The organism is Streptomyces sp. NPDC051452, assembly GCF_044454765.1.
In the GTDB taxonomy this organism is placed as follows: Bacteria; Actinomycetota; Actinomycetes; order Streptomycetales; family Streptomycetaceae; genus Streptomyces.
On sequence record NZ_JBITEB010000016.1, the window covers coordinates 65,915 to 81,798 of the forward strand.

Sequence of the window (15,884 nt, forward strand, 5' to 3'; positions counted from 1 at the left end):
GTCACAAGCCTGACTTATCAAATTGGTCCATCCAGTGGAAGGCCCGCGCGCAGGTGACCAGATCAGCCCGGTAGCCCTCGTCGGGCGCGGTGAACTCCCCGGCCCGGACGGGATGGAAGGCGGCGGCCCGGCCCGCGAGAAGAGGGTGGATGGCGAGATCGGCCTGGTGGAGCATGTCCCGGTTGGCGTCCACCAGGTCCAGGCGGGCGAGCTGCGGCAGGACAGGCGGCAGGGCGGCCGGCACCGGCCCGTCCCGGTGCCCAGATCGAGCAGAGCCGGACGGCGGATGCCGCGCGGGGTGCCCGCAAGCAGGTGGACGACTTCGTCGGGGAGGCCGGGGCGGTGCCGGCCGTAGGCACCCGCCGTGGCGTGGAAGAGGCTCACAGGGCTTTCTCCGTGTGGTGCTCGGTCGGGCAGGGGCGGCGGGTTGGTGGGGCATCGGCGCGAGCGGAGGAAGGACCCACTTCAGGGCTCGCAGGCCGGTGCCGGAGGCGACGTGCTGCGGCCCGCCGCCTTCCGGCACGGTCACCCGGTACCTGTCGGGCCGTCCGGCCAGGACCCAGCGGGCGTGCACGTCCTCGAGTTCGGCCCACACGTCCCGGGGTCCGTGGACACGGACGGTGTTCTCGCCGGGCCCGGCGACCGCCCAGGAGTCCTCGCCGGGGGCTGCGATCGTCATCGTCTCGGCCTGGAAGTCGCGGATGAGCCCGGGCGCGAGGTAGGCGGCCGCGAGCCAGAAGCCGTACGCGTCGTCCGGCGGCGACGCGAGCCGGGTCGGGCGCGGTACGCCGGGGTCGGCCGTGATTCGGGGCCGCATCGGCACGGCGTTGAGCCACCGGTAGCCGAGCATGGGCCGGTATCCGCGCGGCCGCCCTCGCAGCACTGCCTCGATCTCGCCGGCCCCGGTACGGGTGGCCAGGAGCTGTCCGGGCCAGCTCGGGGTGCGGGTGGTGAGCGTCGTCAGCAGCCGCCCGCCGGGCGCGAGCTGCTCCACCCACGCCGGCGGGACGCAGGGCACGCCGATGCCGGAGTGGATCCGGTCGAACGCTCCTCCCGCCCGTTGTCCGTCGAGAGCATCGCCTTCCACAACCGTCGCGCACAGACCGAGCCCGTCGAGGTTGCGCTGAGCGAAGGCGGCCATGTGACCGTCCCGTTCGACGCCGACGGCGAGGCGGGGGCCGGTGACTGCGGCGGCGAGCGCGAGGGAGACCCCCGGGCCCGGGCCGAGTTCCAGGTACCGCTGCCCGGTACCCAGTTGCAGCGTCTGGAGAGCTTCCACGGTGGCCTGGCCGTAGGTCGACATCGACGTCATATTCCCGCCGGTCACCGGCCCGCGTACGAGCGCGTCGAGCGGCTCCCCGTCGCGCTGCAGCAGGACCGACTCACCGCTGTGGATCAGGTCGAGCCACTCCTCCCGGTCGTCCGGGTGCGCGCCGTCGAGCAGGCGCCACTCGATCGGCTCGACGCCTGGATCGCTCACCCGAACGTACGCGTGGGGAAGCAGCACCTCCCGCGGTACCGACAGCAGCGCCTCGCGCAGCCGGACATCGGTCAGCACGCCGTCGGCCTCCAGACGCTCCACCATCGCGGCGCGGCGGGCACCTGTCGTGGTGGACGGGTCAGCGGACATGACGGCCCTCTTCCTGACGCGGTGGATAGCAGGGCGCCGCCGCAACGGGCATGACGGTCAGGCAGCGGGCCCCAGAAGCCTGCAGCAGGCGGCCCGGCGTGCTGCGCGAAGGAGCGGCGTAGGCGGCGCCGACCGCCGTGAAGTCGTTCACCGGGACCATCCCAGCTCGCTGTAGGAGAGGCCGGCCAGGATGCCCTCGATCGCGACACGGGTGTAGGGGACGATCGGCTCCGGCAGGTCCTTCGCGTCCCACCACTTCCAGGCGAGACACCGGTCGGGTTCGCGTTCCTCGGGGGTGCCCTCCCAGTGGCGGGGGCGGAAGAAGAGCTGGATTCTCGGCCGGGCTCCGGGCCGGTCCACCGTGTGCACCGTGTGGACGAGCTCGAGGTCGGCCGGATCGATGACCAGCCCGGCCTCCTCGAACGCCTCGCGGACAAGACCGGCGGTCGCCGCCTCCGCCTCCAGGTGTCCGGCGAGGGCGTGCCACGATCCGCCCGCGTACGCCGAGTCCGGATGCCGCAACCCCAGCAGGACCTTGCCCTCGTGCTCCAAGTAGAGGTGGACGCCGACGACGTGCAACACGGTCCCGGCCGGGGCCTCGCCGGGCAGCGGACGAGCAACGGCCGGGGGCTCTTCCACGGTGGGATGTTCGGCCGCGTGGCGGCGGATCAGGTCTCCGAGTCCGGGGCTGAGCCGGAGCCGGTCAAGGGTATCGACGGTGAACCACTTCAGCAGGACACCTTCGCGGAGATCCACCGCTTCGGCATCCCCGCTCCAGCGCCCGGCGTAGACGCTCATGGGCACGGCAAGGCCGTCGACGCTCGTCGCCTCCTGGACGGCGAACGGCACCAGTTCCGCGGGCTCCAGACCCGGTGCCTCCTCGGCAAGCTCACGTCGAAGTGTCGCCTCGAGGCCGGCATCGTCCCGCGACCTTTTGCCTCCCACGAGGGCCAGGACCCAGGGCTCCCACATGCCCTCCCGGTCATCGCGTAGATGAAGGAGGTACCGGCCAGCTCCGTCATGGATCAGGGCGTTGGCGCTAACGGGCTCCGGGCGCCCGTCGAGGCCATCCGCCTCGGCGGCCAGGAGCTTGGCCCGCAACGTGGGGGACCGCACGTCGGCGTACGGGAGCCACTGGGCTCCGGCGACTTCCTCGCCCTGCGGAGCGAGCGCAGGCGGTTGCTCGGCGGCGAGGTAGAACGCGAAGCGGACATCGAAGTGCTGGTGAGCGGGCTCGCCCTTGGCAGGGTTGGCGTCAATGTCATGCACGTCCACGTCGATCGGCTCGTCGAGGAACTGCGGGGTCAGGCACAGGTCGCCGGGGCGCAACCCGGCCTCTTCGCACACCTCGCGCACGGCCGCGGCGAGGAGCGTACGGTCACCCGCCTCAACGTGGCCTCCGGGACAAAGGAGTAGCCCTGTCACCCGATGGCCGATGTGGAGCACCCGGCGGTCGCGGTCGATGACTACGGCGCTGCAGGTCACGTGACCAGGCAGCGTGGCGCGGCTGGACGGCTCCTCGGTGCCGTCGAGGACAGCCAGCAGCCCTTCCAGGGACGGTCGTTCCTCGGCAAGCCGGCTGAGATAGGTCTCGATGGTCGCACGGATATCAGAGCGGGACGGCGGCACGTGATCACCTCGGGACGTGTGGGACGGGATGTGCAGGCTGGGAGGGATGGGCGTGCCTGGCGGCGGCTCGCCGATGAGGGCTCCGGGCCGGGGGCCGTGTGCAGGTGGATGCTCACCCGAGCTGGGCATGTCCAGCAGACTGCGCAGCGGGGAGCGGTAGAGGACCACGAGGGGGACGAGGAGGAGGCAGGTGCCGGCGACCAGGGTGGGGCGCACGCCGATCCAGGTGCCGAGCCCGCCGGCGAGGAGCGCGGCTACCGGCCGTGCACCGGAGGTGAGCCAGGTACTCACGGCCTGCATGCGGGCCTGCATGCCGTCGGCGGTGACGACCTGGCGAATGGTGCGCTGGGTCGTCCCCGCGGCCGCGGCACAGGCCAGCTGCAAGAACAGCGCACCACCGATGGCGAACTGCCAGACCAGGCCCGGGGAGGCGAGGAGTAAAGGGATCTGGGTGAGCGGGGTGATCGCGAGGGCGGCGAGCATCATCGGCCCGGGCCCGTACCGCGCCGCGAGCGAGGGGGCGGCCAGAGCGCCGGCCGCCGCGCCCAGGGCTCCGATGCCCAGGACCACGCCGAAGGCGGTCGCGCTCATCGCGAGGGACCGGAGCAGGTACAGCGCCCACAAGGTATTGAGGAGCGCCAGGGCGAACGACGTCGTCGCGTTGACGAGGGTCAGGGTGCGCAACCGGTGGTCGCCGTTCACGTAGCGCAGGCCCTCACCGATCTCGGGGTGCAGACGGCGGCCTTCCGCTGCCGGCCGGGAGCTTTCGGGGGCCTGGATGCTGACGGTGCACCAGGCGCTGACGAGGTAGGACAGGACATCCCCGAGAAGCGCCCGGGCCGGGCCGAGGAGCGCGGTCAGGGCGGCGCCGAGGTTGCTGCCCGCGGTGGCGGCGACGGCGAAGAGGCTGCCGACGCGGCTGTTGCTCCGCTGGAGCAGGGACCGGTCGACCAGGCTGGGCAGGAGACTGATCGCGGCGGCATCGTGCAGCACCCCCGCCGCGCCTTGCACGACCGCGACCACCATCAGCTGGGTCAGGGACAGCCGGTCTAGCGCGGCCGCCACCGGCACGCTGGCCAGCGCGGCGGCGCTGCCCAGGTCGCCGATGATCATCTGCCTCCGCTTGGAGTGTCGATCGGCGAGAGCCCCGGCGTGCAATGCCAGCAGTGCGGGCGGCAGTTGGCCCAGAAACGTCAGCCAGGCGACCTCGGCGGTGGTCGCGTCCAGTTCGAGCACCGCCAGCACGGGGATCACCATGCTGCTGATCGAGCTGCCGGTCACGCTGGCTGCCTGCCCGGTCAGGTAGCGGCGGAAGTTGCGGTGCCGCCACAACGACGGCCGGGTGCCAGGAGAGGAGGGGGGCTCAGTAAAGGAGGTCATGGAGCACCTCCTCGGCTTCCGTCATGCGCTCGCACAGCTCGGCCATGGCGGCCTGCCGGTTGCGGCCGTAAGCCTCGAGTTCGGGGGTGACCGCGGCCGGGTCGTCGACGGCCTCGGACAGCGGATACACCGAGCAGGCCAGGTATCCGGCCGCAAGGCGGGGCACGGCGAGGAGTTCTTCAGCCGACAGCGCCGGGTTGGCTGCCCGGTAGGCGGCGACTCCTTCGGCCAGGCCGGTGGGCCACTGCGGCTCTGCGAGAACGGTGCGTGGGTCAAGGACGATCCGCCCGAGCTCCCAGGCGGGGCTGCGGTGACCGGGCGGCCGAAAGTCGATCAATGCCGCCACCTGGTGTCCGCGCAGGAGCAGATTGGGCGAGGCCAGGTCGCCGTGGACGGTCTGCACCGTCAACGTCGTCGGCAGTCCTTTGACCATGGCGGCCACGACAGGCAGCGCGGCGAGCCGCCGGGCGGCGGTCTCGCGTGCCCAGGCGGGAAACCCGGAGGTGGGCGGGCTCTTGGCGAAGGGGGCGAGTAACCGGTCAAGGCGCTGCCGGGCCCGCTTCACGTCGCAGACTTCCCGGGCGGGCACGCGACGCGGAGGTCCGGCCGGGTGCCGGGCCAGGATCTGGTGAAGGCGCCCGACGGTCTCGCCCACCGCGGCCCACCGTTCGCCGGACAAGCCGCCCTCCGCTGTCTCGGTGTTCTCGACGTACGCCGCGACCGACACCGCCATGCCGCCGGCGGCCGCGATGAGGTCACCGTCCAGGGTCCGCCGCACTACCGGGACCGGAATCCGGCCGAGCCGCGCGAACTCGCCGAGCTCGAGCGCCTGGCGCTCCGCGTCCAGATCGGTGCCCGCCGGGTAGGCCTTCACGAACCACCGGGCTCCGTCGCTGTCCTGGGCCACGTAGTTGCTGGTCGCGGTCCCCGCAGGACCTATCCCGACCGCGGTCGGGATGATCCGGTAGAACAGCGTCAGGATCCCCGCCACGACCATCACGTCCGACTCTGCGCCGTTCATAGCGGCGCCCCCGGTCGGCCGGAGAGAGGGAGCAGCTGGCGTAGTGCTCGGGCATCCGCCTGCAGCTGCTCCTCGTCCTGCCGTCCGAGATCGAGCGCGTCGAAGGGCAGCGGGCCGCCCGGCGCCGGGTCCTTGTCGGCTTTGCGGCGTGGAACGCAGTGCCAGTGGGCGTGCGGAATCTGGTTCCCCAGCAGCAGGTAGTTCATCTTCAGTGGCTCATAGAGCGCCTCCACCGCCCGGCCCAGAACGAGGACGTCGCGCCAGAAGGCGGCCGCCTCCTCCTCGTCCAGCTCGGTGGTTTCGGCGACATGACGGCCGGTGTAGATCACGACGGCGTACCCGCGGACGGGGCCGCTGCGCCACAGGTAGGCGTTGCTGACCTCACGGCGCCGGAGAAGGAGGCCCCAGCCGATGTCCTCGGCATCGAAGTCGTTCCGGCACATCGGGCAGCCGGCGCCGACCCGGTGCGCGGTGAAGTCCGCCGGCCAGGCGCTGCCGGCTGGTGAGTGCGCGGACTGGGACAGAGGGAGGCCGGGGATCATGCTGCCTCACCGGTGGTGCGCTGCTGGAGTTCCCAGAGGGAGCGGAACAGGCCCGGCTCGCGGGTGAGCTCCTCGTAGGAGCCTTCCTGGACGATGCGTCCCTGGTCCAGGACGATGATCTTGTCCGCGATGGCGACGTTGGCGAGCCGGTGCGTGATCAGCAGGATCGCCCGGTCCTTGGCCAGGTCGCGTAGCCCGGTGAAGATGCGATGTTCGGCCCGCGCGTCCAGAGCAGCGGTGGGCTCGTCCATCACCAGCAGAGCCGCCTGCCGGTGAAACGCCCTGGTGAGCACGACGCGCTGCCACTGGCCCCCGGACAACTGCTGGCCTCCGAACCACTCGGATGTCAGCAGGGTGTCCAGGCCGGACCGCAGATGGGGCAGCATGTCCGTCGCCCCGGACGCCTCGCACGCGGCGAGCACCGCGGCGTCTTCGGTATCCCCCTGCCCGAACGTGATGTTGTCCCGCATGCTTAGGGGCAAGTAGGTGTACTTCTGCGGCACCAGGGCGACATGCTTCCACGCCTCCCACGGGTCCATCTCGGCCGTAGCCACGTGGTCCCAGGCCACCTCACCTGCCGTGGGCAGCAGCAGACCGCAGATCAGCCGCGACAGGGTCGACTTGCCCGACCCGTTCTCACCGACCAGCGCAATGATCTCCCCGCGCCGCACCTGGAGGGAGACGCCGCTGAGACTGTCCTTCGGGGCACCGTCGTACCGGTAGGTGACGTCGCGGACCTCGAACCGCTCCGGCGGAGCAGGCAGCATCTTGGTACCGCGGGAAGCGGTCATGGCCTGCCCGTGGGCGTTGTCGAGGAAGTTCTGCCAGTCCTGTACGTACCAGCCGGTGCGCACCAGTCGGGCCCCGCCGTTGATGATTCCGCGCACGGAACCGCTCGCCGTCTGCAGTGCGAAGACCGCGCCGCCTCCGGCCGCGAGGCTCATGCGGCCGGAAGCCAGGAGCCACAGCAGCGCGGCCCACACTGCCGACGCCGCCACTCCGCCGGCAACCGCGCCGGCCAGTCCCATCCACGCGCCGGTGTTCGCGGCCTTGCGCTCCGCGGCGTTGACCGAGGCGGCGAGGCGCCGGTACCGGGCGGTGAGGAAGGGCCCGGCCAGGCAGGCTCGCATCTCCTCGCTGGACTCCATGTACGCCATGTGCCAGCGCAGCTTGTGCAGCATGCGGCGGCGTCCGGAGGTCTCGAGGCCCGCCAGATACACCACCCGGGCGGCCCGTACGTACGCGGCGGCCTGCGGCAGGCAGGCCAAGAGGAGCAGAGGAAGGAGCAGCGGGTGCAGCACGGCGAGAACGGTCGCGCCGGCGGCGAGCGTAGCCGTTGCCGCCAACACGTCCTGCGCCTCGTCCACCAGGTCCGGAGTGACCTGAGCCCCGCGGTCGGCGATGTCGTAGAAGTCGTTGTAGCCGGGCTTGTTGTTCGCCGCCAGCTCCGCGCCGAGCGCGGCCTCGATCATCGTCAGCTCCGCCGCTCGGCCCAGCACCGGCCGCAGCCGTCCGGTCAGCCACGTCACCGTGATCCCCAGCAGCGCCCGCAGCCCGGTGGCCGCGGCGACGACCGCCAGCTGTGGCGCCGCCTCCCACAGGCGTTCGGTGATGTCGCCTGACGAGATCAGCGCGGTGATCGACCCCGTGACGGCGAGCAGCCCCAGCGCGGCGAGCACGCCGGTGCCGATCTGGCACGCGAGCAGTCCGGCCGTCGCGCCTCGGTCCACCTGCCAGGCCATCTTCAGTGACCGCAGAACCAGTGAGGGCAGCCGTCGCGCCATGGTGCCGGTGGTCAGTTGCGCCCCAGCCTGATGCCTCGATTCGTCCCGGTAGAGGAACTCCTCGTCCTGGGCTCTGCTCGTCTCGTCCGGAGCACCCGCCTCTGGTGTGCCGGTATCCGGCTGGTCCTGTGTGCTGGCCGAGGTCAACGTGGCCCCCTGACGGTCGCTGCGGCTGGGTCGTGAAGCTCAACGACTCGACACGGATTTCGAACACCTGTGTTTCAGTCGAGCTGGGAACCCCGGAATAGAGCGCGCGGAGGAGACTGCGGGATGCACCGACCCTTGGGGTCTACGGGTGCGGATCCTTCGTGTAGTTGGCCGAAACGCCGAGGCTCGCGTCGGGGTCCGTATGTCCAGAGGCCCGGTGCGACCGAGATTTCTCACTGGCGTACGAGCGCAGTACTTGGCGGATCTTGCTTCCGGAACGCTGTGTTGTTGAGACTTAGTGTTCTCGTGGCCCTTGAACGGTGCAGCCGGCCCGTGCCTACCCAACTCGGGCCCACACCGCCCCAGCTCTTGAGGTTGCTGAGCTGGGCGTTAGCCTCAGCGGACGATTCCTGAGCCGCCTTCGCACTCCATCACCCCACCTCGCCCACGTCCTGCGCGGCCGCCCCCGCGACCCCGGCCTGGACGACCAGGTGGTGGCCGCCGCCATCTCCGCCCACTGCCTGGACATCAGTGAGCCGAAGACGCTGCGCGGCCTGGAGGCCTGCTACTGCCTATACACCGCCCGGTGGTCCCTGTTCGACCTCCCCGCCCGCCGCCGAGCCCCGGCGCCCGCCTCCGGCCCGGCCCGGCAGCCCCCGGCCGATCCCGGCGAGCCGGCCGAACCCCGGCCGGGCCAGGAGGGGGGAGTGGGAGATCCCCCGCATTCCGCTCCGGTACGAGCGCGCCGTGCTCACCGGGGCGGGGGTGCGCGAGAGGCTGCGCGCCACCACCACCACCACCGCCACCGCTGTGCGGGGCCGGGCGTACGACGTCGTCGCCCACCAGCAGGCGGCGATGCCTGAGCAACTGCTCCCGTCCGAGCCGGCCGACCCCGAGCACCACGACCAGGAGCCGGACCCCGGCCGCCGCGAGGCGCTGGACCTGACGGCGCTGCGGGCCCTACGGGAGTCCCGCACGGACGTGGAAGCCCTCGACAGGAGCCCGGACCGCACCGCGGCCGGGAGCCGGCCACTGACAGCGCGGCCTGCTGGTCGACGTTCGGATCTCCACGGCTAGGTGCCGCTGCCAAGGCCCCCGGGCTCCCGGGCTCGACCTGCCCGGTCAGTGCGTGGCGCGTCGGGGGGAAGACGGCCGGTCTCACCGGGCCCCCCACCCCGTCTCACCGAGCCGGTCTTCGCGATGGAGTGGTCCGACTGGGCCGTGCAGGTTCTTTGGGACCGAGGGCCGGCGTCCCTCACTGTTCGGCGCTCGCCGCGCACATGCAACCGGTCGATCGACGCTTAGGCCGGATCAGTTGTGCGTCGTGGCCGGTGGGCCGGCGATGGCGGTGAGCCGGAGCTTGGTCTCGTCCTCACTGCCGGGCACGGCGGTCATGATGACGATCTTGAGCTCGGAGTCGCCGTCGGTCAGGACGTCGCAGTCCACCGTGACCGTGCCCACCGACGGGTGGTCGATGGTCTTGTGGTCCTCGCGGTGCGCGGCCACCTCTCCGGTCGCCCATAGCTCGGCGAACCTCCTGTTCCCCGCGTTCAGATCGCGGATCAGCGCGGCCAAGCGGCTGTCCTGGGGGAAGCGGCCGGTGGCGCGTCGCAGGTCGGAGACGACGGCGGCGTCGGTGGCGTCGCGGTCCGCCTCGGTCACCGGCCACAGCGCGAGGTGGGCGGGGCCGGCGTGCACCGGGAACCTGTCGCGGGCGAAGTTGCGCAGCCGCGGCGGCGAGGCGGAGGGGTCACCCAGCAGCGCGGCCCAACCACGATTCCACCACACCAGTTGCCAGTCCGCCGCGAACACAGCGACTGCCACGTCCCCGAGGCGGGCGAGCACCCGCTGGACGCCGGGCGGGAGATGGTCAGAGATCGCGCCGTCCACCGGCCGTACGAGCTGGGCCAGCCGGTACAGGTGGTCCCGCTCGGCGGTGGACAGCTGCAGGGCGCGCGCCAGGGACGCCACCACCGACGCCGAGGGTGTCGTGGCCCGCCCCTGTTCCAGGCGCACGATGTAGTCGACCGATACTCCGGCCAGGTCAGCCAATTCCTCGCGCCGCAGCCCGGCCGCCCGGCGCCCGCGGGCCACCGGCAGCCCGGCGGCCGAGGGAGGCAGCCGGTCCCGCCACGTGCGGATCATCACGCCCAGTCCGGTACCGGGTGTCGTCGACATGGCGTCCATCCTCCTGCATCCCCGGACGTGCATGGGCACGCGAGGGTGGTACTTGTCTTCCTACCGTCGAAGCGTCCCTGGTCCGCCTCCTTCGTCGGGATCAGTATCGAACGCATGACCATCACCTTCATCACCGGAGCCAACAAGGGTCTCGGCCGCGAGACCGCCCGCCGCCTGATCGAGTGTGGCCACACTGTGCTCGTCGGAGCCCGCAACCGCGAGCAGGGCGAGGAGGCTGCCGCCGCGCTCGGCGCACGCTACGTCCCCATCGACGTGACCGACGACGCGTCCGTGGCCGCCGCGGCCGCGGACGTCGCCGAACACGAGGGCAGGATCGACGTCCTGATCAACAATGCTGGTGTGCACGGCCCCGTCGGCGATCCCAGCGACCTCACCGCCGCCGACGCCCGCGCCGTACTCGACGTCAACGTCATCGGGGTCGTCCGCACCACGACTGCGTTCTTGCCGTTGCTGCGCCGCTCGGACGACCCTGTGATCGTCAACGTCAGCAGCGGTATGGGCTCCCTCGCCCTCACCCACGATCCCAGCCGGCCCGAGTCGCACGTCGTTGCGCCGCTGTACACCTCCTCGAAAGCGGCACTGACGATGTTGACCACGCAGTACGCCAAGGGACTCAAAGGCATCCGCGTCAACGCCGCCGACCCTGGCTACACCGCGACCGACCTCAACGGTCACAGCGGCTTCCAAACCGTCACCGAGGGCACGGACGCGATCGTCGCCCTCGCCACCGAGGCGTCCAGTGCCGGCACCGGACGCTTCGTCTCCCGCCACGGCGAGATCGCTTGGTCCTGAAACCGGCCGTGCCGGATCAGCCACTGGCGACAAGGACATCACGTAGTCGTCGCAGTATTCGGGCAGCTCCAGGGCGCAGATCGGATCGTGATCAATCTGCGGGATTCGTCCTCGCGGCGTGCCCGAACCGGTAGATCTTCTTGCGTGACTGGAGTGCAACTGGAGGACGTCGAATGGGAGTTCATCGAGCCGTACCTGCCGATCGGCGGTACGGCCCCTACCCCGAGCGGCTGCGGCAGCAGTTCGAGGGCGTGATTCGGCGGTTCAAGACCGGCGGCCAGTGGCGGGAGATGCCGCAGGACTTCGGCGCCTGGCCGACCGTTCACAACCGCTTCCGGCAGTGGCGTGACGCAGGCGTCTTGGAGGGCCTGATCGCGGAAGCCGCTCCGACGTCGGCGCAAGCTCCGGCTGAAGGCCGCGGGCCGGAAGCGCCCCCCGCTGGCGTGCGTCCTGACCGCGGGTCAGGCCGCGGAGAGCCCGCAGTTCATCCCCGTGCTGGGCGAGATTCGGGTCCGTGGGCTCGTCGGCCGCCCCCTCATTCGGCCCGGCCGCGGTCGCTGGGGACAAGCCCTACTCGTCCCGCAACAACCGGTCCCATCTGCGTAAACGCGGCATCAAGGCCGTCATCCCGGAGAAGAAGGAGCAGGCCGCCAACCGGAAGAAGAAGGGCAGCGGCGGTGGTCGGCCTGTCAGGCACGACGCCGACCTGTCCAAGGAGAGGAACACCGTCGAGCGCCTGATCAACAAGCTCCCTGGGCTGCGCCGGTGCCGTGTGCGACGCAGTGGGGAGTGAAGGCGAGGGCCTCGCAGGTGAAGGCTGGGCCCGCACGCTCGTGGGGTGTGTGCGCCGCACTGAACCGTCGTGGTGTGCTCAGGCTCCCCGGTCCGGGGCGACGGCGCGGCTTACGCAGTCTCGGAGCAGGGTGCGCCGCTGGTCGTGCACGCTCGTGGACTCCTGGATGGAGGCGGCGTAGACGTTGCTCACCGGAGACCAGGCCATGGACATGGCGATGACCATGGCCATCACGTCGAAGGGGTCTCCCTGTCTGATGCGTCCGGCGGCCTGGGCCTCTGCGATGGCGCGAAGTTTGTGGTCGTCGTAGCGGTCGTGATCCGCCACGAGATACCCGGTCGGGCGCCGCTCCAGGCGCGCCCAGGTCGCGAGCCGGATCAGATCGGGGCGGCTGAGGTACTCGTCGTAGAGGCGCACCGCCCAGTCGGCGAGGTCCGTGGCGTCGATGGGGACGACATTGGTGATCCGCTCCAGTGAGGCGAAGAAGATCGCGTCGAAGAGCTGTTCCTTGTTGCCGAAGTAGCCATAGAGCTGTGCCTTGTTGGTGCGTGCGGCGGCGATGATCCGCTCGATGCGTGCACCGGCGATGCCGTACTGGGCGAACTCCTGGGTGGCGGCGTCGACGATGCGCTGGTAGGTCGCGGCTCCGCGGCTGCTGGATGGCTGGTCAGGCATACCGGGACTTTAACAGACAGACTTGTCTGTTTGCTTCTTGGCTCGCATGCCTCTACGGTCAAATAGACCGAACAGTCTGTCTTAGGAGTCAGAGATGCGTCCCACGACCGGATGGCAGGCAGACAGCGCGACGCGGACTCTGCACCGCTCTGCGCTGGAGCGCCGAGACCTGCGCCAGGACGACATCGCAGTACGTGTCGACTACTGCGGTGTCTGCCACACAGACCTCCACGCGCTGCAGGCGCACGAGAGCGACGCGAACGGCGTGCTCGTACCCGGACATGAGTTCACAGGCGTGGTAACCGAGGTCGGCAGCGCGGTTCCCGACTTCTCCCCGGGCGACCCCGTGGCCGTCGGCAACATCGTCGACTCGTGCGGCAGGTGCCGCATGTGCCAGTCCGGCCAGGAGAACTTCTGCCGAGAGTTCCCGACACTGACCTACGGCGGAGCCGACCGACAGGACGGATCGACCACACTGGGCGGGTACTCCCGCGAGTACGTCGTGAGCAGTCGGTTTGCCTACCATCTCCCTGCGAACCTCGACGCAGCCGCTACAGCCCCCCTGCTCTGCGCCGGCGTCACCGTCTGGGAACCGCTGCAGGCGCTCGGAGTGGGCCCGGGCAGTACCGTTGCCGTGGCCGGGCTGGGCGGCCTGGGGCACCTCGCGGTCAAGATGGCGACCGGGCTCGGCGCCGCGACCTCCGTCATCAGCCGGACCCCGGACAAGGCTGACGAAGCGCGCAGCCTGGGGGCGCAGGGATTCGTCGTGTCCACCGACCCGAAGCAAATGAAGGCGGTCCGCGATCAGTTCGATGTGGTCATCGACACCATCTCCGCCCCCCACGACCTGGCTCCTTACCTACGTGTGACCGCCATGGACGGCACCCTCAGCCACCTCGGCAACCTCGGACCGGTCACCGTGGAAACCATGGACCTCCTCATCGGCCGCAAGAAGCTCAGCTCCGCCGGCAGCGGCGGCCGCCCGTCCACCGCTGCCATGCTGCGCTTCTGCGCTGAGCACGGCATCACCGCCGACATCGAGCTGCTGCCGTCGTCCCAGGTGAACAGGGCTCTCGAACGCCTGCAGCACAACGACGTCCGCTACCGCTTCGTCCTCGACATGTCCGACCTGGACTGACCGACGGCGCGGCTTGTCCAGCAGCAAGTCCGGCGACAACCACGAGAGCCGCCCGGACGCAGATCAGGTGCCGCATGGGTGGGGAGATCCATCGAGCAGGTCCGGGGTCACCCCCGAGCAGGGAGTGGTCGTTTTCGACGAGCGCCATCACGTGGGATGGGCATCCTGCTCACCCGCGCTGGCGGCAGCGCGCGGATCATGCAGTTGCGCGCGACCGCCCGCAAGCACCGCCGGGCCGACCACAGGGCTGTGAAGACTGGAGCCAAGGCCTCGCCGAAGGCCCGGCGGCAGCCCGGACTACCGGGAGCCCGCCACAGGCTGCCGCTTGTAGAAGGACTCCTCCAGGTAGGCGGCCTCGTGCGGCTGGTAGGGCTCCTCCAGGTAGGCGGCCTCGTCTTCGTCGAGTTCGACGTCCACCGCGGCGACCGCGTCGGTCAGTTGGGCCGGCTTGGTGACCCCGACGATGGGCGAGGTAACCGCCGGGTTGCGCATGACCCACGCCAGTGCCACCTGGGCCGCGGACAGACCCCGCTTGCCCGCGATCTCGTGGACGCGCTCGACCACCGCCTGGTCCCCGTCGCGGTAGAGGATCTTGCCGCCCGGGTCTGTTGCGGCGCGCGCCGTGGCGGTGTCCCGGACCCGCGTCAGCCTGCCCCGCGCCAGCGGGCTCCACGGGAGCACGCCGATGCCCTGGTCGGCGCAGAGCGGGAGCATCTCCCGCTCTGCTTCCCGGTGGATGAGGTTGTAGTGATCCTGCATCGACACGAACCGGGTCCAGCCGTTCAGGTCAGCCAGGTACAGCGCCTTGGCGAACTGCCAGGCGTACATGGAAGAGGCTCCGATGTAGCGGACCTTCCCGGACTTGACCGCGTCGTGCAGCGCCTCGAGGGTTTCCTCGATCGGAGTGTCGTAGTCCCAGCGGTGGATCTGGTACAGGTCGATGTAGTCGGTCCCCAGTCGCTTCAGCGAGGCGTCGAGCTCGGCGAAGATTGCCTTGCGGGACAGCCCCGCGCCGTTCGGGCCGGGGCGCATCCGCATCCAGACCTTGGTGGACAGAACGACCTCCTCGCGGCGGGCGAAGTCCCTGACCGCCTGACCGACGATCTCCTCACTGCTTCCGGCGCTGTACCCATTGGCCGTGTCGAGGAAGTTGACGCCGCCCTCAAGGGCCTGCTTGATGATGTCCCGGCTGGCCTCCGCGCCCAGCGACCAGGGCTCGCCGCCCCGGTCCGGCTCGCCGAAGCTCATACAGCCGAGGGTGATGGCGGAGACTTCCAGTCCGGTCGTTCCGAGTTTGATGTATCGCATGCCTCGGAACCTAGGAGTTGGAGTGCGCCCTAACGCAAATACGTCTTGGTCCGGAATTCGGAGGCGGGTGGCATATGCGCCCTGCCAGGTTTCGACCGTTTCGGCCAGACGTGCCAGAGAACCCAGTGGTAGCGAGTATCAAACTGTCAATTCTCAGCCGAGCGCGTGGGATACTACTCAGCCCCCCGACGGCAAACCCCCCTGGCGGGTCCGTCGCCACGATCGATCTTCGCTCGATCACCAACTGATCGTTTCAGAATGAAGTTCGTTGTGGGGCTTGGCAGTTGAGTGGCGTGTCGGCAGGATCTGCTGGGTGTCTGCTGATCTTGTTCCTGATGACCTGTGGGAACGTGTGGCTCCGCTGCTGCCTGCTCATCCGGCGAGGCGGTATCGGTATCCCGGGCGGTTGCCCGCGGATTACCGGGCTGCGCTGCGGGGCATCGTTCATGTGCTGTGCAAGAGCGTGAGCCGGCGGGATGTTCCGGCCGAGCGGGTCGGCTGCAGTGGTGTGACGGCTTGGCGGCGTCTGCGGGACTGGATCGAAGCGGGCGTCTGGCCGCATGCTGTCGGCGGAGTTGCGGGCGGCGGGCTTGCTGGACATGGATGACGCGCGCCGACGAGGGCGACACTGGTGCCCATGCCGCTGAGGGGCGAGGCGCAGTAGGCGGCGTCTCCGACGAGGGCGACGCGGCCTTTGTGCCGAGTGGGCAGGCGGATCCGTCCGACAGCGTCGAAGTAGTACGGCGCAAAGTCGAGTTTTCGAGACTGCATGGGGCTACGGGGGCGGACCGGGCGAAGGCGCGGCGCAGAAGAGTCGTCTGTGCCGGACGGTCGAGTTGTTCCAGG

Annotated in this window: 11 protein-coding genes and 2 pseudogenes; 5 read left to right on the top strand and 8 right to left on the bottom strand. The window is 70.3% G+C overall.

What is annotated here, in order from left to right; all coding sequences use genetic code 11:
• Nucleotide 1: 1 nt before the first annotated feature.
• From ACIBA9_RS29890 to ACIBA9_RS29910, 5 genes are all read right to left on the bottom strand, one after another.
• Complete coding sequence (locus ACIBA9_RS29890; protein ID WP_399367850.1) at nt 2–1,630, bottom strand: methyltransferase; 1,629 nt, start codon at nt 1,628–1,630, stop codon at nt 2–4.
• 147 nt (nt 1,631–1,777) lie between these two features.
• Nucleotides 1,778–4,639, bottom strand: coding sequence for an MFS transporter (locus ACIBA9_RS29895; RefSeq protein WP_399367852.1), 2,862 nt, complete (start codon nt 4,637–4,639; stop codon nt 1,778–1,780).
• Nucleotides 4,623–5,660 (bottom strand): phosphotransferase enzyme family protein, encoded by a 1,038-nt coding sequence (locus ACIBA9_RS29900; RefSeq protein WP_399367854.1) that lies wholly within the window; start codon nt 5,658–5,660, stop codon nt 4,623–4,625. Before ACIBA9_RS29900 ends, ACIBA9_RS29895 begins: the two co-directional genes overlap by 17 nt.
• Nucleotides 5,657–6,202, bottom strand: coding sequence for an HIT family protein (locus tag ACIBA9_RS29905; RefSeq protein WP_399367856.1), 546 nt, complete (start codon nt 6,200–6,202; stop codon nt 5,657–5,659). Before ACIBA9_RS29905 ends, ACIBA9_RS29900 begins: the two co-directional genes overlap by 4 nt.
• Nucleotides 6,199–8,133 carry an ATP-binding cassette domain-containing protein gene (locus tag ACIBA9_RS29910; RefSeq protein WP_399367858.1) on the bottom strand — a complete coding sequence of 645 codons (1,935 nt, stop codon included), beginning with the start codon at nt 8,131–8,133 and terminating at the stop codon, nt 6,199–6,201. Before ACIBA9_RS29910 ends, ACIBA9_RS29905 begins: the two co-directional genes overlap by 4 nt.
• Before the next feature lie 747 nt (nt 8,134–8,880).
• Between ACIBA9_RS29910 and ACIBA9_RS29915 the strand changes: the two genes are divergently transcribed.
• A complete protein-coding gene (locus ACIBA9_RS29915) occupies nt 8,881–9,210 on the top strand; it encodes a hypothetical protein (RefSeq protein ID WP_399367860.1) in 330 nt (109 codons plus the stop codon).
• Nucleotides 9,211–9,444: 234 nt separating this feature from the next.
• On the opposite strand, the gene ACIBA9_RS29920 is transcribed toward ACIBA9_RS29915, so the two are convergent.
• Nucleotides 9,445–10,311, bottom strand: coding sequence for a helix-turn-helix domain-containing protein (locus ACIBA9_RS29920; protein ID WP_399367862.1), 867 nt, complete (start codon nt 10,309–10,311; stop codon nt 9,445–9,447).
• 114 nt (nt 10,312–10,425) lie between these two features.
• Between ACIBA9_RS29920 and ACIBA9_RS29925 the strand changes: the two genes are divergently transcribed.
• Together ACIBA9_RS29925 and ACIBA9_RS29930 are read left to right on the top strand one after the other, a co-directional pair.
• Complete coding sequence (locus ACIBA9_RS29925; protein WP_399367864.1) at nt 10,426–11,124, top strand: SDR family NAD(P)-dependent oxidoreductase; 699 nt, start codon at nt 10,426–10,428, stop codon at nt 11,122–11,124.
• A 144-nt stretch (nt 11,125–11,268) separates the two neighbouring features.
• Nucleotides 11,269–11,902: pseudogene (locus ACIBA9_RS29930) on the top strand (transposase); the annotation flags it as partial.
• A gap of 93 nt (nt 11,903–11,995) precedes the next feature.
• Here ACIBA9_RS29930 and ACIBA9_RS29935 read toward each other — a convergent pair.
• A complete protein-coding gene (locus ACIBA9_RS29935; protein WP_399367866.1) occupies nt 11,996–12,592 on the bottom strand; it encodes a TetR family transcriptional regulator in 597 nt (198 codons plus the stop codon).
• A 94-nt stretch (nt 12,593–12,686) separates the two neighbouring features.
• On the opposite strand from ACIBA9_RS29935, the gene ACIBA9_RS29940 reads away from it, so the two are divergent.
• Nucleotides 12,687–13,730: an NAD(P)-dependent alcohol dehydrogenase gene (locus ACIBA9_RS29940; RefSeq protein WP_399367869.1), complete on the top strand. Its 1,044-nt coding sequence runs from the start codon at nt 12,687–12,689 to the stop codon at nt 13,728–13,730.
• A gap of 297 nt (nt 13,731–14,027) precedes the next feature.
• On the opposite strand, the gene ACIBA9_RS29945 is transcribed toward ACIBA9_RS29940, so the two are convergent.
• Nucleotides 14,028–15,038 carry an aldo/keto reductase gene (locus tag ACIBA9_RS29945; protein ID WP_399367872.1) on the bottom strand — a complete coding sequence of 337 codons (1,011 nt, stop codon included), beginning with the start codon at nt 15,036–15,038 and terminating at the stop codon, nt 14,028–14,030.
• A 313-nt stretch (nt 15,039–15,351) separates the two neighbouring features.
• Between ACIBA9_RS29945 and ACIBA9_RS29950 the strand changes: the two are divergent.
• Nucleotides 15,352–15,667 (top strand): annotated as a pseudogene (locus tag ACIBA9_RS29950) (transposase); the annotation flags it as partial.
• Nucleotides 15,668–15,884 lie beyond the last annotated feature (217 nt).

What these genes read in the sequence shown, in the direction of transcription:
- ACIBA9_RS29890 (WP_399367850.1), bottom strand. Translation starts at nt 1,630, where the DNA reads ATGTCCGCTGACCCGTCCACCACGACAGGTGCCCGCCGCGCCGCGATG.
- ACIBA9_RS29895 (WP_399367852.1), bottom strand. Translation starts at nt 4,639, where the DNA reads ATGACCTCCTTTACTGAGCCCCCCTCCTCTCCTGGCACCCGGCCGTCG.
- ACIBA9_RS29900 (WP_399367854.1), bottom strand. Translation starts at nt 5,660, where the DNA reads ATGAACGGCGCAGAGTCGGACGTGATGGTCGTGGCGGGGATCCTGACG.
- ACIBA9_RS29905 (WP_399367856.1), bottom strand. Translation starts at nt 6,202, where the DNA reads ATGATCCCCGGCCTCCCTCTGTCCCAGTCCGCGCACTCACCAGCCGGC.
- ACIBA9_RS29920 (WP_399367862.1), bottom strand. Translation starts at nt 10,311, where the DNA reads ATGTCGACGACACCCGGTACCGGACTGGGCGTGATGATCCGCACGTGG.
- ACIBA9_RS29925 (WP_399367864.1), top strand. Translation starts at nt 10,426, where the DNA reads ATGACCATCACCTTCATCACCGGAGCCAACAAGGGTCTCGGCCGCGAG.
- ACIBA9_RS29935 (WP_399367866.1), bottom strand. Translation starts at nt 12,592, where the DNA reads ATGCCTGACCAGCCATCCAGCAGCCGCGGAGCCGCGACCTACCAGCGC.
- ACIBA9_RS29940 (WP_399367869.1), top strand. Translation starts at nt 12,687, where the DNA reads ATGCGTCCCACGACCGGATGGCAGGCAGACAGCGCGACGCGGACTCTG.
- ACIBA9_RS29945 (WP_399367872.1), bottom strand. Translation starts at nt 15,038, where the DNA reads ATGCGATACATCAAACTCGGAACGACCGGACTGGAAGTCTCCGCCATC.